Raw genomic sequence first — 23,946 nt, forward strand, 5'->3', positions numbered from 1 at the left:
ACTTCCTGTAATCCACTAGAAATTAGCCTGTATACCAAACATAATAGTTCGCGCCAGCGGATACCGACCATGATCTGTACCAGCCGTCATTACTCCTGTCTGGCCGACCCCATTATCGTTATTGCTTGGACCTAAATCAGGGCTATAACCTTTATATTTTGTTACGGTAAACAGGTTGTCAGCAGCCAAATAAATACGTGCATTTTTCAAGGTTACTTTATTCAACCAAGTATTAGGTAGTGTATAACCCAATTCTATTGTTTTTAAACGGAAGAACGCACCGCTTTCCAACCAGCGGTCACTGACACGACGTACGTTACCATTGGGATCCTCACGCGTATAACGCGGGATATCGGTATTGGTATTACTTGCTGTCCACGAATTCAAAAGACTAGTAGAATAATTATGCACCTCACTTGTGCTCTCTATTCTAGCACGCGTATAATTGTATATTTTGTTACCGTACATACCATCAAAGAAGAACGCAAAATCAACGCCTTTATAATCCAGTCCACCACGGATACCGTAGGCTAATGAAGGATAAGGGCTGCCCATGTATTGACGATCGTTGTTATCGATCTTTCCATCGCCATTGTAGTCAACGAACTTAATGTCCCCAGCTTTGGCAGTAGGTTGGATTACAGTACCATTCCCCGATTTATAGGCTTGTACTTCAGCATCTGACTGGAACAATCCATCCGTTTGGATCAGCCAAAAACCGCCAATGGGATAACCAACTTTAGCCCAACTAATTACACCTTCACCCTGTGGATTATACCCCTCAAACTCCTGCTTATTTCCTACGGTAATCGCTTTCATTTTATTTTTAACGGCCGAAGCATTGACACCGATATTGTAATTTACCTCACCAATTGCATCGCGATAGCTCGCTAAAAACTCGAAACCCTTATTACTGATAGTACCCGCATTCATTACTGGTGAACCCGATTTTCCTGCAGAAGGTGGTTGGTTGATTGACAACAAGATATCTTTCGTATTTCGTACGTAATAATCTGCACTGATTCTTAGCTTACTTTGTAAAAAAGCCAGGTCAACACCGAAGTTACTCGTCTCGGTCTCTTCCCAAGTTAGATTAGATGGCGAAACCCAGCTCGTTCCAGGGATTGCTCCTTGCCACCACGCTCCACCTTGGATATAGTTAATACCGTATCTCGTAACATTTTGTGTCGTATAATTGGCAATCTCCTGATTACCCAAGCGACCATAAGTTGCCCGGATTTTGAATTCATTGACTGAATTTTTCGCCTTTTCAAAAAAGCTTTCGTTCATGATATTCCAGCCCAGAGCCACCGATGGGAAAACCCCATAGCGATGTCCATTATCAAACCTCGAAGATCCGTCTCGACGAACCGTTGCCGTAAATAGATAACGGTTATCATACGTATACATCACACGACCAAATTGCGATATCATGGATGCTTCCTGCAGACTTCCTGAAGTTGATTGCTCTGCTGGTGATGCTGCATCAATTGCATCCGTGCCTGCTGGAATATCAAGTCTCTTGGCACCAAATCCCCTATTCGAGTTTTCCTGAGAGGAGTAACCGGCCAATAAGGAAATCGTATGCTTATCAAAAGTATTGTCATAATGTAAGGTATTTTCAATCAGCCACTGATTATTGAAGAAAGCGCTTTCATTCAGCGAAGATTGCAAAACGGCAGTACCATCGGGACGTCGATCCGATTTGTTATAATTTCTTCCTGTGGTTCTATTAATCCCTACATTCAATCTATATTTTAATCCTTTTACAAAAAGATCTGCCTCCGCATATCCATTGAGCATGATATCTGTCTGATAGACATGATTGGTATTGAGATTTAAATTACCAACGGGATTATCCAAATTTTTCATCCATGGTGCATAGGTTGAATATCCACCGACAACATTGGCATCATAAACCGGTAATAACGGATTTTGACGCAGGATATCTGTGATTACCAAGTTGGCATATTGGCGATCACCCGATTTAATCAAGAAGGTATTTCCAACACGGAGATGATCATTGAAAAAGTTAAAGGTATTTTTGCTGCGTACATTGAAAGATTCATAACCCGTTGTTTTCAAAATACCTTTTTGATTCAGATACCCCCCGGAAACACTATAGGTCGATCGATCGCCGCCACCAGCAACATCCAGATTGATCTTATTCACGGGTGCTGTTTGAAATACTTCATCTTGCCAATCTGTACTCGCATTGAAGTCTTTGGCTTGTACTGGTAGATATCCCTTTTCGTCCACAAATTTTTTCCATTGCGGTCCATCCATCAAGCTCATTTTTTTTGGTAGACTTTGCACCCCAGTATAAGCATTTAAACTCAACGTGGCTGGACTTGCCCTTTTACCACCCTTCGTTGTAATAATCACTACCCCATTAGCCGCACGAGAGCCATAAATAGCTGCTGCTGATGCATCTTTTAACACTTCCAATGAAGCGATATCATTTGGATCTACCGTATTGATATCGCCAAATACACCATCAATCACATATAAAGGATTCGTGCTGCCCATCGAACCTATACCACGAATATTGATATTCATTCCTGCTCCTGGCGATCCACCAGCATTTGACACACTCACCCCTGCAACGCGCCCCTGTAAAGCGCCGGCAGCACTTTTAGCTAAATTAGATTGTAGATCCTTGCCCGTCACGGATGCCACTGCACCGGTCAAATCACTTTTTTTCACCGTACCATAGCCGATCACCACAACTTCATCTAATTCCGTACCCGACTGAAGTATAATACTATAGGTTGAGGCATCATTGACAAGCACCTCCTGCTCCTTCATTCCGACGTAGGTAATTTTTAAGGTTTTCCCCTTCGCAACATCAAGTGTAAAAGAACCATCGGCATCTGTTTTCGTTCCGCTGGCGCTCCCCTTGATATTGACCGTAGCTCCTGCCACTGGCTTATTATCCGCGTCGAGGACTTTGCCCCTCACCTTTTGGGATTGCTGTGCAAAGGCTAAGCTCCCATAAGTGGAAAGTAAGAGTAGTAAAGCTGTTTTTCTCATATTGTGTGTATTTAAGGTTTACAATAAATAGATGGTTTGTATAATATATCTATACTTAATTGGTATTCTTCTATTGGTTTGTTTGACGAAATTAGAGAAAAGGAGATGCCGTAAATAGCAAGATCAACTCATTTGTATTGTACTTTTCATTCATATTTCTCCTGGGAAAAACACAAAAATGTCAACACAAACGATTGCGCAAAATAGAAATAACAATAAAATAGGAAAAAAAATGAGGCAGCAGAACAATACCGTAAACAGCTCAAAAACAATATGTTAAAAATTAATAAAGATCATTTTATTGAACTTTAAACTCACTTGTATTGAATTATCTAGCAAGAGGAATAGGGGTAATCAAAAACTAAATAGCGTTTAAACGCCACCATATTCACGGAATGGTTGACTTTGTTTAGATAGACGTATGTAGATCTTTCGTCTATCTAAAAAAGCGAAATGAGAAAGGAAAAAAGAAAAAAATTAGATGATCATCTGTTGCTTGCGAAGGCTATTTCTATACTCGACAGGAGTGAGGTCTTTTTTCTTTTTAAATACTCGGTAGAAATACGAAACGCTGTTAAAGCCACATTGTTCGACAATATCAGCAATCAAGGTTTCTTCTTTCAGTAATCGCACCGCCATATTGATCCGAAAATCAAGCAGATAATCGGTAAAATTCATCCCTGTAGTCGATTTCAGAAAACGGGAAAATGTTGATTTGCTCATATTCATTACTGCCGCAACCATCGGAAGGCTCAATTCTCTATTTACATGGGTAACGATATATTCCTGCAATCGTCCCATCATCAATTCACTATTGCTCAGCACTGTATTGGTCGCCGTAGATAGTACACGGATATCTTCACCCTTGGACAATTCATACAGCAACACCAAAAGTTTCATAACCGAATAGAATCCATCCCTTTCCAAAGTCAGTATACGTAATAGCGGTAATACCCGATCTACTGTGTCTTTCCCAAAAACTACACCACGTGAAGCTTTGGATAATAATTGCTGTATACTTGCAAACTGCTTTTTATCCAGATATTGTTCAATCAAGGAAGGATGAAATTGAATGGTGATCTCATGGATATCATTCGATTGGCAATCGCCATCTTTCCAGGCGTGTTCAAGCTCGGGGCTTGCAATGAGTACCAGATCCCGCTCTCCAATAGACTCTATCGAATTGCCAATAATACGTTGTGCCCCCACTGCCCCCTCAACATAATTGAGCTCATATTCAGGGTGAATATGTACAGGAAACGTAAAGGAAGACTTTCTCCGATCGAAGACCACAAAGCAGTCATCGGAAGATAATGGCGATTTCTCTCTAAATATATCAGGTCTCATAATTGGATTTTCCCCTCCAGTAAATTACCCAAACTTAAAAAATAATATGTATAATCCATTGGTGCTTCAGCACATTTGCGCGCGGTCAAGCAGAAGCTTTCCAGAGGTGACCCCTTACTTCATGGTTCCCGCATCAAGTTAATGCAAATCCAATGGGGGCTGTTGCCCATCAAAAACGAATGAGCCCGATAAAATATCGAGCTCATCACCTGAACAATTAATTTCTAACTTTGTCCAACTTTTTGTTATTCTTTTCGATGTTCACCTTAATTTTTGAGGTATTTCTCCAAAAATTGATCCTGTTCCCAAAGTAAGTGGAAGATATTTTCTTTGGCGACATATCCATGCGCTTCACGTGGTAAAATGACCATACGCACAGGAGCTCCCAAGTTTTTCAGGGCCTGGAAATAGCGTTCTGTCTGCAGGGTGAATGTTCCGGGATTATTATCGGCTCCGCCATGAACCAACAAAAGTGGGCTTTTCATCCGATCAGCACTCACAAATGGAGACATGGTCATATACAAGGCTGGATCATCCCAGAAATTACGTTGCTCACTCTGAAAACCAAATGGTGTTAAGGTCCGATTGTATGCTCCAGAACGCGCTATTCCTGCGGCAAACAATTTTGAATTGGACAACAGATGTGCTGTCATAAACGCACCATAGGAATGCCCACCCACAGCAACTTTTTTTCGATCGATATAACCCAAATGATCTACTGCATCAATTGCGGCTTCGGCATTGGACACAAGTTGTTCAATAAAGTTATCATTCGGTTCTTTTGTTCCCTCTCCAACAATAGGGAAGGCCGCATTATCCAATACAGCATAGCCTTTCGATACCCAGTAGATAAAAGAGCCATAACTTGGGAAGGTAAACTCCTTCGGGTTGGCCGTGCTTTGTCCGGCTGTATTCTTGTCCTTATATTCCCGTGGATAAGCCCACATTAGTAGAGGCAACTTCTCTTTCTTCGTAAAATCATAACCGGCAGGTAAATATAATGTTCCAGAAAGTTCGACTCCATCCTTGCGCTTGTATTTTAAAATCTCTTTATGGACTTTTTCCAACGATTTAAACGGGTTTTCCAACGTGGTGAGCGTCACCTGTTTCCCCGATTTCATATTTTTCATGAAATAATTCGGATAAATCGATGCTGACTGAAGCGAAATCAACAAATCCCCAGTTTTAGGGTTCACTAGTTGGGTGATACGTTCCTGTAATTCAGATGCTGGAGCAGTGTAGATGCGTTTTTTCTTCAGTGAATGCAAATCAAGCTCATCCACAAAAGGAAACTCACCATTTTTAGTAAAGCCCTTACCTACAAACAGTACTTTATCCTTATCTATATACATCGAATAAGTGCCTAAACTATTTTTTTCCATATACACATCTCCCGGATCATTATAGACATCCTGACTGTTCCGGTCATGCAATAGTTTAGATTCTCCCGAGGAAGGATTCACCACAAAAGTTTTTGCATTTCTCGTATCATACCATTGCGAATTGATCAATGCATATTTATCATTCCCCCATATTACACCAGCGTAACGGTCTTTGATTTTAAAAATAAGCTTTCCCGAACCATCGTAAGGGTACGATAAAGTATATAAGGCATCACGAAACTCAGCAGGTTTATTCGCATCCCCGCCATCCAAGGCTTCTACATAAGCCAACGTAGCTGGCTGATCACTCCGCCAATGCCAGGCACGTTTTCCCGATCGTGTCGACGAAAAACCTTTGGGCATTACCTCTGTCAAGGCTGTCTCATTCACCAGCGCTATTTCTTTGCCCGATCGATCATAAATACGAACCTGCTGTGGAAAAGACGAGACGGGAACTACGTAGGAATAAGGTTTTGTGATCGTCGTGATCATCACATACTCACCATCCGGCGAGAAACTGATCCCCGTATAAATGGCTTTATCGTTAAAGGAAGAAATCTTGCCGTCCAGATCTACAAGTTCAAGGTTGGATTGCACCAATGTTTCAAAATTCACTTCATCCTGCGGATTTTTAAGCAGATCTTGGTATGTCCTCAATTGAGACACCTTCCCATCACTTGTTGAGACAATAGGTCCCGTCGGCAAATCTTTTGAGGGATCCAACAGGGCAGCCCTATCCTTTGGTAGGCTTGTTATTATTAAACCGGAAGAATTTCTCAGCCACTGAAATGGTGCTGTCAATGTTCCGTTCAAATTGTAAGCTGTCAACTGTTTGACATTTCGCGTTGCAAGATCAATGACAAATAAGGCCGTTCCACTTTCATTTGTATTGCTAAATGCCAAACGCTTATTGTCTGGAGAGAACACAAAATTGGCCATCGCCGCTTTTTCGGGTATCCCCGTGAAGTCGGAAAATTCCATATTTTGTCCTATTTTTTTCAAGGCAATCTTATCGAAAAAGATTGTCGAGCTTTCCATGTTCGTCTTCGGATTAATCCGCAATCCAGCCAGTTTCATTTCTTCCTGGCCTAAGTCTGCCAGGTTTTTATATGTAGGCCGGAACGTAAATAACATCCAATTTCTATCGCTTGAAATCTTTATCTGAGGGGGGCGCACATAATCGGCTAAGGCCAAAATTTCAGTAGAGGGTTTTTGAAAGGTAATGTTTTCCTGCGCTTGCGTCTGCAGCGACGCTAGAAGCAAGAGACCATAGAATAGTTTCTTCATAAATTTATTTTTCAAATTAGGGCAAAATAAGGTAATAAAATTTTCATAAAAAAGCAAGCTTTGTAGCTTTTTTATGACAGTAAAATTAAACTTAAATCATTTGTAAAATAGTGGTAAAATTTACTGATTTAAAGTTATCCACATTTACAAAATTAAGATAATCAATAACTTACAAACACTAATCTGCAGCAAACGCATTCTCTGACAAACTTTTGCCCAAAATGTGGAAAAGTCAAACTACCGCATCGAAAGAAAATATAAGATATTTGTTAAGCTAATGAAAGAATTGGCAACTCAACGAAGTTTTTAAGTATCGAAACACAGACTTTTCTTTTTGATGAATTGTCTATTTTAAATGGCCAGATGCACCTTAAATCTGGTCTCCCCGATTAAAATTGATACCATTAACTCCGTACCGAGTTTTTCTATAAAGATTGGAATAAAAAAATAAACAAGTAAACATGGCAAGAATTATCAAATTTGAGAAAAACGATTGTGCTCCTTGTGCACAAGTATCGGCTTATTTGGATCAAAAAGGTATCCAATATGAAACGGTTAATCCTTTTGATGAACCAGACTTGGCCGCAAGATTCAAAATCCGCACTGTTCCTACGGTAATTGTGTTGGAAAATGAAGAGATTCAACACCGTATCATTGGCTTTAAACCAGAAGAATTGGCTGCCATTGCACTTTAATAAATTCAGCGTATCATTAAAATGAAACAGTGACATGATACACATTTATTATGATTCCAGAACGGGGAACGTACAACGTTTTATGGATAAAGTAGCTCAGATAACGGGTTGGCAAATCCATAAAATCACCGCCGATTTAACGGTAAAAGATCCCGGTCATTTGGTCACTTTCACCACAAATTTTGGTCAGGTGCCCGAAAACACAAAAGAATTCATGAAACGCGAAGCTAAAAATATTTATTCTGTTACTTCCAGTGGCAACCGCAACTGGGGGCCGAATTTTGGTCTAGCAGCTGATCGCATTTCACAGGATTTCGACATTCCACTGGCGTTCAAATTTGAACTGTCCGGAACAATGGAAGATATTAATCAATTTATTGACATCTTAAAGAACTTTTGCGATGGTAGCAAACGAAGTAGCAAAAAACTGGATATTGCTTAATAATGAAATCATGATTAAGCATGATGACGAATTCAGCTTACATAAAGATAAGGAAGCGGTTCGTGCATATTTCTTGGAATATGTAAATAAGAACACAGTGTTCTTTTATACATTAAAAGAAAAAATAGACTATTTGGTAGAAAACAACTATTATATTGACTTTTACCAATGGTTTACATTTGAAGAAATGGAAACGGTATTCAACTATGTGTATGCGAAGAAATTCCGTTTCGAATCTTTTATGGCGGCATTCAAATTCTTCCAGAGCTACGCTTTACGTGACGATTCTGGCGAGAAGTTTTTAGAGCGTTATGAAGACCGTGTAGTTGCTGTTTCCTTGTTCTTAGCAAGAGAAGAGGGTGTTCAAAAAGCAATTGAATATGCAGAAATCATGATCAATCAAGAATATCAGCCAGCGACCCCTACGTTCTTGAATGCAGGAAAGAAACGCTCGGGTGAATTAGTATCATGTTTCTTGGATGAAATCGGCGACAACTTAAATGGTATCGGTTATGCTGTTGATTCCGCAATGAAGTTGTCTTCTATCGGTGGTGGTGTATCGTTCAATATCTCTAAAATCCGTGCTCGTGGAGAAGCTATCAAAGGTGTTGAAGGCCGTGCCGGCGGTGTACTTCCAATCATGAAGATTATGGAAGATACATTTTCATATGCGAACCAGTTGGGACAACGTCCGGGTGCTGGTGCAGTATACCTCAATATTTTCCACTCCGACATCGAAGAATTTTTAGATTGTAAAAAAATCAACGTTGACGAGAAAGTACGTATCAAATCATTGTCTATCGGTATCATCGTTCCTGATAAATTCATGGAATTGGCAGAAAAAGATGAACCATGCTATTTGATCTACCCACATACGGTAATGCAAGAGTATGGACAATTCTTGGATGAGATGGATATGGACAAGATGTACGACGAATTGATCACGAATCCAAACGTGAAAAAGAAAAAAATCAATGCTCGTCACCTTTTAGTTAAAATTGCACAGACACAAAAAGAATCGGGATATCCTTATATTTTCTTCAAAGAGAACACCAACCGTGTCCATGCATTGAATGAAATCGGTCAGGTGAAATTCTCAAACTTGTGTACTGAAATTATGCAAGTATCCCAAGTATCCGATATTGAGATCTATGGCAAACAGGATACGATCCGTTATGGTATCTCCTGTAACTTAGGCTCCTTAAATATTGCGACTGTAATGGACAACAAACGTATCAAAGAGACCGTAAAAACGGCTATGCGTGCTTTGACTGTCGTTACAGACGTGACCAATATTGACATGGTTCCTTCTATTGCAAAAGCAAACCGTGAGTTACATTCTGTAGGACTAGGTGCAATGAACCTCCATGGTTACCTTGCAAAAAGCTTCATTATGTATGAATCTAACGAAGCGTTGGATTTTGCCAATACCTTCTTTATGATGATGAACTATTATTCATTGGAAGCATCGATGGAAATTGCCAAAGAACGTGGTAAAACATTTGTTGGATTTGAAAAATCAGCCTATGCCGATGGTACGTATTTCAACAATTACATAAACCGCGATTACATGCCTAAAACAGCTAAGGTAACGGAGTTATTTGAAGGAATACATATTCCAACAGTAGAAGATTGGTTGGAACTAAAAGCAAAAATCAAAGAACATGGTATTTACCATGCTTACCGTTTGGCTATCGCTCCAAATCAATCGACCTCGTATATTATGAATGCAACCGCATCAGTTATGCCAATTGTAGATATCATTGAGGTGCGTGAGTATGGAGATAGTACAACTTACTATCCAATGCCATACTTGACAAACGATAATTATTTCTATTTCAAATCAGCTTATGATATGGATCAATTCAAGGTCTTAAAATTGATCTCGGTTATCCAACGCCATATTGATCAGGGTGTATCTACAATTTTGCATACAAACTCAAAGGATTCGACGAGAGATTTGTCCAGATATTATATCTATGCACATAAATTGGGATTGAAATCCCTTTATTATACACGGACAAGAAAATCGACCATCGACGAATGTGTCTCTTGTTCAGCTTAATTCTGAGATTTTAGTATTTGGATATATAATGGGAGAAAGTCAAAAGTTGCCTACGCCATTGGCGGCTTTTGGCTTATCTAAAATCAACAATCCAAATGCGTGATAATAAATGCCTAATACTTTAAACTAAAAATGAGTAAAACATATAAAGCTGTCAACTGGAATACCCCTGAGAACGATTATGTATTGATGTTCTGGGAACAAAATATCCGTCAATTCTGGATCGATACGGAATACATTCCTTCAAAAGATATCGATAGCTGGAAACGTATCAGCCCAGAAATGAAAGATGCGTATAAAAAAGCTTTAGGAGGATTAACCTTGTTGGATACCCTTCAAAGCCATACTGGTATGCCTAAAATCATCGATCATATCGATACATTACAGAATAAAGCTGTATTGTCGTATATGTGTATGATGGAAGCTATCCACGCAAAATCGTATTCCACTATTTTCACGACAGTTTCTACAACCGCGGAAATAAACGACATTTTCGAATGGGTTCAACAAAATAAATACCTTCAATACAAAGCAGAAACAATTGATGGCTACTACCGTGCAATCGATAAAGAGGAGGCTTCGGACGAAGAGATTTATATGGCGATGGCTGCATCCGTATTATTGGAATCATTCTTATTCTATTCTGGATTCTTCTTGCCATTATGGTTATGTGGACAAGGTGAAATGGTTGCTTCTGCCGATATCATCAAGAAAATTATCGCAGACGAATCCATTCACGGTGTATTCGTTGGATTAATAGCCCAAGATCAATTCAAAAAATTAAAAAATCAAGATCAGGTAAAAGCTCGTTTCCTGGCCCTGCTTTACAATTTGTATGAAAATGAGTTGAAATATACGGAAGAGATCTATACTGAAGTTGGTTTAACTGCAGAGGTAAAAGAATATGTTCGTTACAATGCCAACAAAGCATTGATGAATTTGGGCTTTGATCCGATCTTCGAAGTAAAACAAGTCAACCCAATCGTATTGAATGGCTTGAATACTGAAACGACACAACATGACTTCTTCTCCAAGAAATCAACTAACTACGAAAAAGCAACGGAAATTGTCCATCTAAAAGATGACGACTTCAAAATGGATGTGGTCGTAGATATATAATATTGACGATTTGTCAAACAAAAAGCCCCAAAGAAAATTCTTTGGGGCTTTTTGTTTGACTGACGAGCAACAACTATTGTTGGAATGCTTTGATGGCCTGTCCGCGCCAAGCCGCATCAAGCGGTGCACCAAGCAACCAAGTTAACGTAGGCGCGATATCATAAATCATCAAAGTTTCCTTAATTTCTTTTCCTTTTGGCACACCAGGGCCGGTCATTACCCAGGGAATCTCCACCTCGGCCAACGATTTACCACCGTGTCCTTTACCTGTACCGCCGTGATCCGCAGCGATAACAAAAATTGTTTCGTCTGCAATTCCTGCATCTTTTACAGCTTGCTGTAAGGTACCAATACGTCTGTCGACCTGTTTTAGTTCAGCATAGTATTCCGGTGTATTGTGCCCGATATTATGGCCTACACCATCAGGTTGGTCGAAATGCACAAAAGTAATCGTCGGTTTCTCCTTTTTTATGATATCCACGGTGGTATTCAAAGCCGCTTCATCATCATCCTTGGTGTTAATGACCTTTTGCACGACTTTGTTGTCGATCAAATAGCCTATACCCGGCCAGCTATGCACCACAGCAAACTGTGCCTTGGGATTTTTGCTGGCAACAGCATTAAATAAGGAAGGAAACATTCCGTTTGCTGTTTTGGTTGTAGAAGGGATCTCGGGTGTCTTGCTATCCCATTCTGTATATCCATGCGCGGTAGGACCAGCGCCCATAATCATGGAAGCCCAGTTTACAGCACTAGAGGAAGGTAATACGGTACGTACATGTGTACTATATGTCCCCTCCTGCATCATCTTTTTAAGATTTGGCATTTCCGCTTTTGGTAAAGCATACGCTCCAAAACCGTCAAAACCAACTAAAACAACGTGTTTGATCTTTTTGCTCTGTGCCGACACAGCACTTGTGGATAGCCCCAGTACGATCAATGGTAATAATAGACTTTTAATTTTCATCTGTATAAATTTATTTTTCAATTGCAATGAAGCTATCAGATTTATTCATTCCCTAATGTGATTGAATAAATCATGATGGTTTCGTAATAAAATAACTTGGTATTCAATGATTACGCAACCTCCTCAAGCTTTCTTGTATCCAGAATAGATAACCTGATGCCCCGCCTATCCAATGAATCGTTCATATGCTAGATCAAGGTTTATCGATCATATTTTACAAGTCACGCTGGTAATAAGTTGACCTACCTCAAAAATAGAAATTTTACAGCATATATTATGTTAAGTAAACATTATTTAATCCCTCTAACCAACATGTTACAGAACTAAAAAAACGCTGAAAAATTATCTTCAGCGTCTTCACCTTATACCGTTTTACATCGATTTTAATACCCAGCTTTTGCCAACCGTGCATACATTTCGACAAAAGCACATTGATCGAGCAGCCATTTCGATTTATGCTGATCTTTCAGGGTCCAGTCTGCACTAAATAATCCTTCTTTATCGCGCATATGCTGCCAGGCAAATTCAAGGTTCTTCGCAAAAACTGCCAGGTACTTTTGATCACCGTTCACTAAAGCGAGCTCTATGTAACCACGCATCATTACCGCATGAAACCACAAATTGCTATTCTTCAATTTTGGAAAATCCAATTTCTCCTTCGTTTCGAAAAAATAGCCGAAACATGCCTCAGCCAGCTGTTTTGCATCCTCGAGGTAACGGTTATTTTTCGTTAACTTATAAAGCAATGCAGCTGCCTGCAACATTTGTCCGGCGTTGTACGAAAACTTAGCTTTTCCAATCTTTCCATTGAGCTGCATGTTGTCCCAATATAACTTATCTTCGGGATCCTGAAGATTTCTTTTTGTCCATTCATAAAGACGCTCCCCTTCTTGTAGGTAGTACCTATCATTGGTTGCCATAAATAACTTAAGTGCAAATACAGTTGCTGGTGCATTCGAACACGTATTTTTAGATTCTTTTTTCTGTTCACACCAATATACGCCACCACCTAATTTATCATCCTCCCCACTCTTTACAAAATTCCAGATCTCTTTGGCCGAAGTCAGGTAGTTTATTTTTTTTGTATGGATATAGCTATCTGTAAAATCGATACCCAACCAGATATTATCGTCATAAAAACGATCCGAGGGAGGAGCTGTATTTAAATAAGAAGCATAGCCAATAGGCGACCTACTTTCATCCCTATATTCCTGTAACCCCATCAGGACTTTTTTGTCAAGTATGAACTGAAATGCCTTTTTTGTTTTTGGCAATTCCATCAAGGCATTTACAGCCGAAAAACTACCCGAGAAAGGCCATAGGTAAGCATATTTCTTTTGCTGCGCTGCCTGTTGATTATTATCCAGATAATCGGCTTTGAAGTTTTCATCAAAGGGATATTTTTCAGCCAAGAGCTGATTCTTGGTATTTCCAAACTTGCTATAGATGCTATCTAAAGTTTGGATAGCATAGTTTTGAAAATTATTTTTTTGTGCAAATAAGGTTACACCAATAAAGTTCAAAAGAAACAACGTAAAATATCTTTTCATGTGTTTTAGGTAATAGAATAGTAGATACCTATGCGGCATCTACTATTCCTGAACATTAATAACCAGGGTTTTGTTTTAGATTGGGATTCATTGATATCTGCTGCTGAGGTATTGGATACATTGTTTTGTTCTCAGAAGAAGGCTTATGATCCCACCAGGTTGCTGTATGAAATTTACCGAAGCGGATTAGATCCTCCCTTCTAAATCCTTCAAAAATGAATTCGCGTCCTCGCTCTGCCAAAAGCTCATCAAGCGTTAATGTGCTTGTGGTATACTTTGCTTCACTCCAGTCTACATCAGAAAAGGCTCTCTTTTTACAACTATTGATCAAATCCACAGCTTCTTGTGAAGCGCGTCCTCCATTTTTTCGCATCAATGCCTCGGCTTTTGCAAAATAAATCCAGCTTAAACGGTAGACGTTCCAGTCCGTATTGTTGTAATTTGCATTCGCAGGTATTTTAACGCCGTTGACAGTACCTTCTATAGAGTTACCAAGCTTATATTTATTAAATCGGATCCCACTATTCTCTTCACCATCGCTCATTGTAGAAGATGTACCTCCGCTCTTAGCCCGCCGAATATAATCAACAAAAACAAGCTGTTCACCTTTATATTCTTCCGAGCCTTGTACAATTTTACCATCCACAAACCTAACCATCGGCCCGCTTAAAAACCATTCTTTTTTTCGTAGGTCTTTTTCGTTATACTGGCTGAAAACACCAGGGATCAATACGATACCATTATTGCCAGTTCGTCCGCCCCCATAGATCTCGCTTTGTACGAAATGATAAAATTCCCCTGGAAATCCGGGTTCAAAGTCTGCTGTCTGATAATCGTAAGCAATTGAAAAAATAGTTTCCTTAGACATGTCATTCGTCGGCACATAGGAATCTGTTAAATTTGGATCCAATGCCATGGCACCATTCAAACCTCCTCCAGCACCCGATATCAATTTATCCGCCGCTGCAATACAATCATCCCACCGCGGTTGACCAGACCATTTTTCAGCATTTAAATACAACTCCACCAGCATAGCATAACCTGCCGCCTGCGAAACCCGACCTAACATGGCTCTCGATAATTTGGGCGCTAGATCAATATTAGCTAAAATTTCCTTTTCAATAAATTCAAAAACCTCTTTTGTAGAAGAGGGCTGAGGTAAAGGCTCCTCTGCTGAACTTGGCGCTTTGGTAGTTATTGGAATATTGCCGAATAAATCCATTAGCTTTAGATAATGTAATGCTCGTAAAAGCTTTAGTTCAGCAATAAACTCATTCTTTTCAGCATCTGTTATCCCCATGCGAGCCACGTCAGATTTTTCGAGAATATCGATGGGGCTATTACACAAACCTACTCCCCAATACATCAATACCCATGCATTGTTTAACCCACCTTCATCTACTGTCCAAGTATGATAATGCAGCCTTTTCCATTTGCCTCCATCTTCTCCATGCCGCCCTTTGGTCGGCCAGGCCAATTGATCTGCGGATAATTCCGCTGGCCGCCACCATCCATCCTGTCCTGATGGTGATATCCACGCATTTGCATGCGTATACGGTCGCAATACAGCAGAAATTACTTCATTTTTATTTTTATAAAAATCGTCCGCTACAATGATATCATAAGCGTTTTCATCCAAATTTGTACAACTTGATGCATTAATTACACAAGCTAAAAATAAAATCTTAACAATATTTTTCATATATTATCTGTTAAAAACCAAAATTTACACCAAACAAAAACGATCGGGTATTGGGATAAGGTCCTCTACTATCAATACCTAAACGTTGTCCATTTACTTCATTACCCAAACCTGTATCCAATACAAAATCAGGATCATTTCCTGAATACCCCGTTATTGTTGCCAGATTTTGAGCAGTTAAATATATACGCACATTATTTACCCAAGTGTTACTTTTCAATTTAAATCGATACCCCAGTGTAACTTCATCAATTTTTAAGTGGCTACCACTTTCCAAATAGTAATCAGAATACATATAGGTATCATTAATATCTTTATATTTGGTGAAAGCGTCTCTCAAAAGATTCTCTGACCAGACCTTATTGCCATAAGAAAGTGCCGTTGTATTTAAGATATCATAATCGAATTTACCCCGCATAAAAATTCTCAGATCAAAATTCTTATAGGAAAAGTTATTCGTCCAGGAAATATAATATTTGGGGACAGCGTTTCCGATTACCGCTAAATCAGAAGAATTCAAATCATCTCTGGAATTATTGATCGCATCATTGTGTACAGCTTCACCATTTCGGTTATAAAAAAGCCATTTTCCTTGATCATCAAATCCGGCAAATCGCTTACCAAAAAATTCACCGATCTTGTGCCCTTCGTACGTTGTGAATGCATCGCCCAATGCTCCTGCGCCACCTATTGCACCAAATGTTTTATATTTTACTTTAAATATATCATTCGAATAACTATCTAAAACATTTTTTAATGTACTGGCTGTGAAATCCATGTTCCACTTAAAACTCTCACGATCTATAGCACGATAGCTAAGCGCTAGCTCAATACCCTTTGAAGAAAGTGTACCTACATTGGAATAGATATTATTTCTTATATAAGGAGGCTGTGGGGTAGTATACGTGTCCAAAAGATCAACAGTTTTTCGTTGAAAGACATCAATTGAACCCGAAAGCTTATTGCTCAACATCGTGAAATCAACACCGATATTTGTTTCCTTCTTAGTCTCCCACCGCAAGTTTGGATTCGGATTACGGTCGGGTCCGTAGGTTTCTCGGTAGGTCTCATCAGGAAACAGATATTTTCCTCCCCCCCCCAAAGTTAATCGCGAGGCATTATTAGCAAAGCCCGTGTTTCCCGTTTCGCCATAACCAGCACGCAGTTTTAAATTATTGATAAAACCGATATCTTTCATAAAATCTTCATTGCTGATGTTCCAACCTACGGATACTGCCGGAAAACTACCCCATTTGTTATTTGCACCAAATTTAGATGAGCCTTCACGCCTTAGAATAAACTGAGCCATGTACTTATCCGCGTAAGTATAATTTACCCGGCCAAAAAAGGCGATCAAAGTATTGTCATTCTTATAGCTATCCATATTAGCACGTCCATCCCGAAGCGCTTGTCCTTCCGACAAATTATCTTCATGGAAATTATTATTTATAAATCCCCTATTGTCTGCACTTTGTCCCTCGTCTTTCTCATAACGATAACTATATCCTGCTAATGCTGTGATTGCATGTTTTTCGGCAACGGTAGTGTTATATTGAAGTGTCGGTTCAAATGCATATTTTTCATTCAACAGATTGGACTTGGAAGCATATCCCCCACCAGGATAGTCTTGATCTTCTAAAGATGCTTCACTATTGAGCGCTCTATAAGCACCATCTGTATAGGAATTACGTTGTACTGACCCAAAAACACTGGCCTTTAACCCCTCAATTATATTTAAATCTGCTTTTCCGTCTAAAGAAGATGTCTGTTGTTTCCGATAGCTTGTTTCAGTAAACAATCGAGCAAATTCATTTGTACTCGTTCGGTCATAACGAAAAGATCCATCATCGTTATAATTTGAGAGGGTCGGATTTTTCGTAGCTTCACTTTCCCAGCCACCACCGCCTAACAAGTTCGCATTGTTCGTATTGGTAGCGATATTGAGGAGAAAATTCAAACGATCGTTAAAGCCCTTCTGGTTTATACTCGTTCTCACTGTATATTCCTTTCTTGAATTTTCCTTTGCAATACCTTCCAAATTTCGAAAATTGACACTTCCACGATAGGTAGTTGATTCATTACCTCCAGACAGTGAAAGGTTATGATTCTGTGAAAAATTATCTTTATTAATCAATTCATCAAAAAAATCAGTAGAATGGCCAAAATCAGTTTGTTTTAGCTCACCAGATGCAATCTTATCCCTAAACTCTTGTGGAGTTAAAAAATCAGGTCTATTGTAGACAAAATCTTTGCGAAAATAACTGGAATAGTTGAATACCGATTTACCCGGTTTTCCCCTTTTTGTCGTAATCAGAATGACACCGGCATTGGCGCTTGTTCCATAAATCGCAGCACCAGATCCATCTTTCAGCACATCTATAGACTCAATATCATCTTGTTGTAATAGATCCGGATTACCTCCGGGTATCCCATCAATAACAAACAATGGACTGGCGCTCCCAGTAACAGAAATCGCGCCCCGCAATTGAGTCGCTACACCTGAATTAGGATTCGACCCACTTCTAGACACCTGCAATCCCGCGACCTTTCCTTGAATGAGATCCAACGGGTTTCTCGCGCCGCTTTGACGAAATTGGTCTGCACTTACATGGGCTACTGAAGAAGTAACTTCCCTTATTTTTTGCGTACCATAACCAACAACTACAACCTCTTCCAACTGACTTTGGTCTTCTTCCAATTGAACAGAAATGGTATCGCCAGAAACAGTAACTTCTTTCCCTTTGTAACCAATAGAAGAGACAACCAACACGTCTCCCTGTTTAGCATCCAAAGAAAAATTACCTGACACATCTGACTGTGTCCCCTTCGATGTTCCTTTAATAGTGATGTTTACACTTGAAATTGGCTTTCCATCAGCATTCAAGACTTTTCCCTTAATTTGTTGTTGGGGCTTTTTCGATTCCGTTAGAAAAGAGTTGTTTAACATCCTTTGAGAAGAGGCAGTAGCCTGCGCATGCTGCATTGCTCCAGCGATAAAAATCAAAGATAAGAATAGCTTAGATTCTCCTTTTAATCGCACAACTGTTTTTAAATCAATTTTGCTCATATTTTTATTATGGTGATTTAGTATATAAAACGATTTAGCTTATTGGTAAAGGCATTTTTATTTATTATTATTTATAATAGTTGCCGAAAACAGTGATTATTGTGTTATTCAATACACATCATTATATCGGAAACATTTAGTATTAAATATTAATTGAGTATCGGCACGTGATTCAAAATCGCCATCCTATATCAGCAAAATCGGTTTTGCTAAGAAAGTAAAAAAAATGGAAGCTATTTTAGAAATATACGTTGTTGATTTCCTTCTTTGGTTTATTATTTAGTTCAAGTGTATGATTCGATCGTTAAGATAGGTATTTTTAATTTTAAATCAAAAATAATTTAAAATTATTGTTTTTATGGAATTCAGTTAAAAAGCAACTTATACCCCATAAAAAGAGCTCATGAATATTCACAAGCCCTATTTTTATACATTGATAAGATAAAGGGTAGATTGAATACCCTTTATCTTATATAAGGTATGCCTATTGATATCCTGGATTCTGAGTCAATTTATTATTTCGCTGAATTTCATCCGGAGAAATCGGCCATAATAAGTCTGTTTCTTTGAATGTTGCACCAGATCCGTTCTTAGCTCCAATCAATGGTACGAAATCGACTTTACCAGCCTCAGTCGTTGAAATTACAGGGAACATTTTAGTTCTAACAATATCGTCCCACATTTTAAATTCCAATGGGAATTCACGTAGCCGCTCTTTCCAGCATTCTTTCACAAAATTGTCTGCTGATAATGTTAGTAATTCGGCCGTATAAGCAGCAACTGATTTCCCTTCGGTATTTGCCCGTGCTTTTACCTGTGCTAAATAACCTGCAGCCTCGGCACTTACGCCAGATGTTTTAGCAATTCCTTCTGCAGCTATAAGCAAGGCCTCAGGGTAACGGTAGAAGTTCCAGTCCTTGGTTCCTCGGCCAGTAACTGTAGCTGCCTGCTCATCAAAATAATACCATATTCCAGCATCTGTGGACTCCCAAGTCTTATTATTCACTGGATTTGTATACTTCCAATGAAAGAATTGATTTGGCTGAATCCGCAAATCTTTTGTATCATAGACATTGAGAAATTGTTTGGTAGGACCAAAAACACGCTCAAAAATAGAATACTTATCGAAAACGGTAGTTGCTGAAGAATTAAATGCATACGTTGTCCACCAATTGCTGGTATTAATCGTTGCGTCATATTCCTGTGCATAAATCACTTCACTTAAATCATCCGTTGTACGCAATTTATTATAAGCGCTACTCATTTTAAGATCGACATTTTCAGTCATTTTATGAGCAGAATTGACAACAATTTTTGCCATCTCTGCAGCTTCACTATACTTGCCTTCTTGTAAATAAACATTAGCCAATGTCATTGCCGCTACATATTTTGTAATTCGATGTCCATTATCAGCAAACGTTTTAGCAGGTAAATCTTGTACAGCTTCTTTAAGATCAGTCTCGATTAACTGATACACTTTAGCAACCTCTGTTCTTTCTAAATAGAGATTATCTTCCAGTGTTTCAACAGGGGTTGTGCTGAGTGGAATGGCGCCAAACGTCTTTACCAGATAAAAGTAATTAAAGGCTCTAAAAAACTTCGCTTCTGCTAATAAGGATTTTTGCTGATCTTGAGAAACAAATGATATGGTAGGAATATACTTCACTCCGGCATTTGCAATATTAATAGCCTTGTAGCTTTCATCCCAGATTGTATTCATCTGTCCGGTGATCAAATTGGTATTCTGTTGTCTCGTTAATTGCCTAGCGAATAAACAAACACGTTCCTGCCCCTCATAACTATTTGTAAAATATCCTGTCAACATGGTATTGACCGAAGCAGCTGGCCCGACATACGCACTTCCCGCTAGCGAATAGCGTTGTGGAGCTCCCCTTCTATATAATGAATTCACCGTAGCCTGTGCTTGAGCAGAATTTTGATAATATCCGTCCAGAGACAAATTAGACTTCGGATCTTCTTCCAAAAATTTGTTACATGATGTCGTTAAACCTAATCCAAGAATTAACAACATAAAAAATTTATTTTTCATTTCCTTATTTTCTAATTTTTAAAATGTTACATTCAGACCCAACGAAAAAGTCTTCGCTCTTGGATAAGAGAAAAACGTTATGTTTTGTCCAAACTTACTCTCACCTTGTGAAGTACTTTCAGGATCATATCCTAAAAATTCTTTTGAAGTGAATAAAAACGGATTATTTGCATTTGCGTAGATTCTAACACGTTTTAGACCGATACCCTTTAAGGCTTCTGGGTTGAACGTATATCCCAACTGAATTAAGTTAACCCGTAAATACGAACCATCAGCTACCCAAGCATCATCCACATTGGTATCTTGTCCAGCATGCCCACCATTTGTCAAATAAATAGCCTGTTGCATGGTATTCGGATTTGATCCATTATACGCGTCGGTTAAGATATTTTTCAAACCATTGGTGATACCGAAACGGTCATAAGTCGAATGGAAAAATTGTTGCATCACATCGACACCTTTAACAAATTGCAGATCCAAGGTAAAATCGAAGTTCTTATATTTCAAATTGTTGATAAAACTACCTGTCCAGTCGGGCAATCCTTTACCAATAATCTCTTTCTCAGTCGTTCTTTTTGCACGTCCGATTTGACTTACCGTCGCATTTCCGGCATCCACATCAGCTTGAGTATATACCCCTAATCTTCTGTAACCATAAAAACTATTTAAGTTCTCACCAACGCGGATAACACTATTAGCACCGCCTACCCAGCTATTCATTTGGATATCGGCATTGTTCTCGCCTAATTTTAACACCTTATTTTTATTATAATTGGCATTAAGTGAGGCATTCCAGCTAAAGTCTTCTTTATTGATAATGGTTCCCTTAACCATAATGTCCAAACCTTGATTTTGCACGGATCCGATATTTTTCATCACAGTACTAAATCCTGAGGCAGTTGGAATTGGCGCATCTAGGAGCAAGTCTGTCGTTTTCTTATGATAGAAAGACACATCAAAATTTAAACGATTTTGAAATAAGCCCAATTCAACTCCAGCATCAACCTGAGCGGTTTTTTCCCATTTTAAATTTGGATTCGAAATAGAATTCACAAAGGAATATGGAGCTCTTGAATTGTTAAGCAATATCGTTCCTGCATCTACGATTGCCAAGGACCTGTATGGATCAATCTCCGAGTTACCTGTTAATCCGTAACTAGTATGCACCTTTAAATTGCTAACTGTGGCATTATCTTTCAAAAAGTCCTCATTCGACACATTCCAAGCAAAACCTGCTGATGGGAAGAAAGCATATTTATTATTCTTACCGAATTTGGATGATCCATCATAACGTCCTGTAATTGTCGCCGAGTAACGATCATTATAGGAGTAAGCTGCCCTTAAGAAATAGGAATTCATGGCCCATTTGTTCCAGCTAGATCCTGGTGTCGATGGTGTAATTCCAATTCCCATATTATTGTACTCATAAGCGTCGTCGAAAAAGCCTTCGGTTCTAGAACTATTGAAGTCGTAAGTTCTTTCTTGCCATGATAAACCTGCCATAGCATTAATGCGGTGTTTATCAAATTGCTTATTATAGGTCAGATAAGTCTCCTCTTGCCAATACAGGGTATTGGTATTGTTCATTTCAGCCCAGCCATTTGGTCTAGAAATATTATTCAAGGTAATGGAAGAATATCCTTTATACGCTTTTTTATGATTATCTATACCCAATTGTGTCTTAAGATCCAAACCATCGGCCAAATGGAATGTTAAGGCCGCATTACCGAATATCTGTGTATTATAACGCATCCTCTTTTGTAAATCCAATATAGACACAGGATTTGCCATTCCTTCAAACCCTAATTTGTCCGAAACAGTCGAAGATGATGAAAATGTATATTGTCCATTTTTATCGTACACAGGATACCAAGGAAGCATTTCAATCATGGTACGACGTGCTTCCTGTCCGCCACCATCTTCTGGTGTATAACGTCCCCAAGTATGATTAACAGTTAAGTTAATTGCTGTAGAAAGCCATGATGTTGGTTTTGCGTCATAGGCCATTTTTGCATTTACCCGTTTATTCCAGGTATTATTAACGACACCTTGCTGATCGGTATAATTTAAGAAAGCCCCAACAGATGATTTGTCATCGCCTTGTTGCACACTTAACTGATGATTATGCGAAATAGCTGTACGTGTTGCTTCACGCTGCCAATCTGTATTATACAAAGGGTTACCACTGGCATCAAAATAGTTGGGGTCATTAAACCAGGTCTTTTTATCCAAGGACCAAGATTTTCCCTGGTATTTATTTTCGTTTTCCAAGCCGATCATAAAGGCATCTACCCATTCCTGCCCATTCAATAGATCCATATAACGTTGAACGGAGCTTACACCGGCTGAACCTTGGTAGTTAATTGTTCTGGATCCATCTTTATTTCCGCGTTTTGTCGTTACTAAGATAACCCCGTTTGCACCACGTGCACCGTAGATCGCTGCCGAAGATGCGTCTTTCAATACCTCAATATTCTCGATATCATTCGGATTCAACAACTGAAAGTCTTCCATCACAACCCCGTCCACAACATAGAGTGGATTGGATGATGAATTGATCGTAGCCACACCACGAATGACCACACGGTTCGCATAAGCACCAGGTTGGCTCGAGTTAGAAAAGATATTAACCCCCGAAGCCTTACCTCTTAAGTTATCCAGCGGACTAAAGTTCTGATCTTTGATCATATCTGCCCCTTTAACCATGGCAATAGAACCTGTTACATCCGATTTACGCATGGTACCGTAACCAACAACGACAACTTCGTCCAATTGGCTTTGATCATCGTCCAATTGTACAGAAACAGTTGCACCGGAAACAGTGACTTCTTTGGTTTTGTAACCAATGGAAGAAACCACCAATACATCCCCCGATTTAGCATCCAAAGTAAAATTACCCAAGGCATCAGATTGTGTGCCCTTCGAAGTTCCTTTTACAGCGATGTTAACTCCTGAAATTGGTTTTCCAGCAGCATCCAATACTTTTCCTTTAACTTGCTGCTGCATATGGTTTACTTCTTTTACAAAGGATTTACCTTGGTAATTGACTGAAGTTCCGACAGCGGCATTGACTTGTTGGAAAGTACCAGCAATGACAGCCAATGAGAAAAATAACTTTGATTTTTTCCCAAGCTGCGCAAATGATTTTACGTCAACTTTGCTCATATTAATAGTGATTTGGTTTATAAAAACGTTTTAGCAAAAGATGCTTAAAACGTCTAGTTTAATTTAGTTTCCCTT

The 23,946-nt window shown here is 39.1% G+C and carries 13 protein-coding genes; 4 read left to right on the top strand and 9 right to left on the bottom strand.

What is annotated here, in order from left to right; genetic code table 11:
* Positions 1–15 precede the first annotated feature (15 nt).
* The 3 genes from BGP15_RS07200 to BGP15_RS07210 form a co-directional block, all read right to left on the bottom strand.
* Positions 16–3,033: a SusC/RagA family TonB-linked outer membrane protein gene (locus BGP15_RS07200; RefSeq protein WP_286769098.1), complete on the bottom strand. Its 3,018-nt coding sequence runs from the start codon at positions 3,031–3,033 to the stop codon at positions 16–18.
* 477 nt (positions 3,034–3,510) lie between these two features.
* Positions 3,511–4,380, bottom strand: a complete 870-nt coding sequence (locus BGP15_RS07205) for an AraC family transcriptional regulator (protein WP_075994380.1) — start codon at positions 4,378–4,380, stop codon at positions 3,511–3,513.
* A 266-nt stretch (positions 4,381–4,646) separates the two neighbouring features.
* On the bottom strand, positions 4,647–7,049 hold the full coding sequence (locus BGP15_RS07210; RefSeq protein WP_286769099.1) for a S9 family peptidase: 2,403 nt from the start codon (positions 7,047–7,049) through the stop codon (positions 4,647–4,649).
* Positions 7,050–7,510: 461 nt separating this feature from the next.
* Between BGP15_RS07210 and BGP15_RS07215 the strand changes: the two genes are divergently transcribed.
* The 4 genes from BGP15_RS07215 to nrdF all read left to right on the top strand — a co-directional run bounded on the left by BGP15_RS07215 (position 7,511) and on the right by nrdF (position 11,370).
* Positions 7,511–7,744: a thioredoxin family protein gene (locus BGP15_RS07215; protein ID WP_046673718.1), complete on the top strand. Its 234-nt coding sequence runs from the start codon at positions 7,511–7,513 to the stop codon at positions 7,742–7,744.
* Between the two features lie 34 nt (positions 7,745–7,778).
* Complete coding sequence (gene nrdI, locus BGP15_RS07220; protein WP_053003630.1) at positions 7,779–8,186, top strand: class Ib ribonucleoside-diphosphate reductase assembly flavoprotein NrdI; 408 nt, start codon at positions 7,779–7,781, stop codon at positions 8,184–8,186.
* A complete protein-coding gene (gene nrdE / locus BGP15_RS07225) occupies positions 8,146–10,251 on the top strand; it encodes a class 1b ribonucleoside-diphosphate reductase subunit alpha (protein WP_070570178.1) in 2,106 nt (701 codons plus the stop codon). The genes nrdI and nrdE overlap by 41 nt, the downstream gene beginning before the upstream one ends.
* Positions 10,252–10,383: 132 nt before the next feature.
* Positions 10,384–11,370, top strand: coding sequence for a class 1b ribonucleoside-diphosphate reductase subunit beta (gene nrdF, locus BGP15_RS07230; protein WP_286769100.1), 987 nt, complete (start codon positions 10,384–10,386; stop codon positions 11,368–11,370).
* Positions 11,371–11,443: 73 nt separating this feature from the next.
* Here the strand turns inward: nrdF and BGP15_RS07235 are convergent, their stop codons facing one another.
* The 6 genes from BGP15_RS07235 to BGP15_RS07260 all read right to left on the bottom strand — a co-directional run bounded on the left by BGP15_RS07235 (position 11,444) and on the right by BGP15_RS07260 (position 23,871).
* Positions 11,444–12,337 carry an alkaline phosphatase family protein gene (locus tag BGP15_RS07235; RefSeq protein ID WP_286769101.1) on the bottom strand — a complete coding sequence of 298 codons (894 nt, stop codon included), beginning with the start codon at positions 12,335–12,337 and terminating at the stop codon, positions 11,444–11,446.
* Positions 12,338–12,720: 383 nt separating this feature from the next.
* Positions 12,721–13,887, bottom strand: a complete 1,167-nt coding sequence (locus BGP15_RS07240) for a glycoside hydrolase family 76 protein (protein ID WP_286769102.1) — start codon at positions 13,885–13,887, stop codon at positions 12,721–12,723.
* A 55-nt stretch (positions 13,888–13,942) separates the two neighbouring features.
* On the bottom strand, positions 13,943–15,589 hold the full coding sequence (locus BGP15_RS07245; protein ID WP_286769103.1) for a RagB/SusD family nutrient uptake outer membrane protein: 1,647 nt from the start codon (positions 15,587–15,589) through the stop codon (positions 13,943–13,945).
* A gap of 10 nt (positions 15,590–15,599) precedes the next feature.
* Positions 15,600–18,656, bottom strand: coding sequence for a SusC/RagA family TonB-linked outer membrane protein (locus tag BGP15_RS07250; protein WP_286769104.1), 3,057 nt, complete (start codon positions 18,654–18,656; stop codon positions 15,600–15,602).
* 484 nt (positions 18,657–19,140) lie between these two features.
* The gene (locus BGP15_RS07255) at positions 19,141–20,706 is read right to left on the bottom strand and encodes a RagB/SusD family nutrient uptake outer membrane protein (RefSeq protein WP_286769105.1); all 1,566 of its coding nucleotides are present in this window, start codon (positions 20,704–20,706) and stop codon (positions 19,141–19,143) included.
* An 18-nt stretch (positions 20,707–20,724) separates the two neighbouring features.
* Positions 20,725–23,871: a SusC/RagA family TonB-linked outer membrane protein gene (locus BGP15_RS07260; RefSeq protein ID WP_286769106.1), complete on the bottom strand. Its 3,147-nt coding sequence runs from the start codon at positions 23,869–23,871 to the stop codon at positions 20,725–20,727.
* Positions 23,872–23,946: the final 75 nt, after the last annotated feature.

It is taken from the genome of Sphingobacterium sp. 40-24, from assembly GCF_001899705.1.
Lineage (GTDB): Bacteria > Bacteroidota > Bacteroidia > Sphingobacteriales > Sphingobacteriaceae > Sphingobacterium > Sphingobacterium multivorum.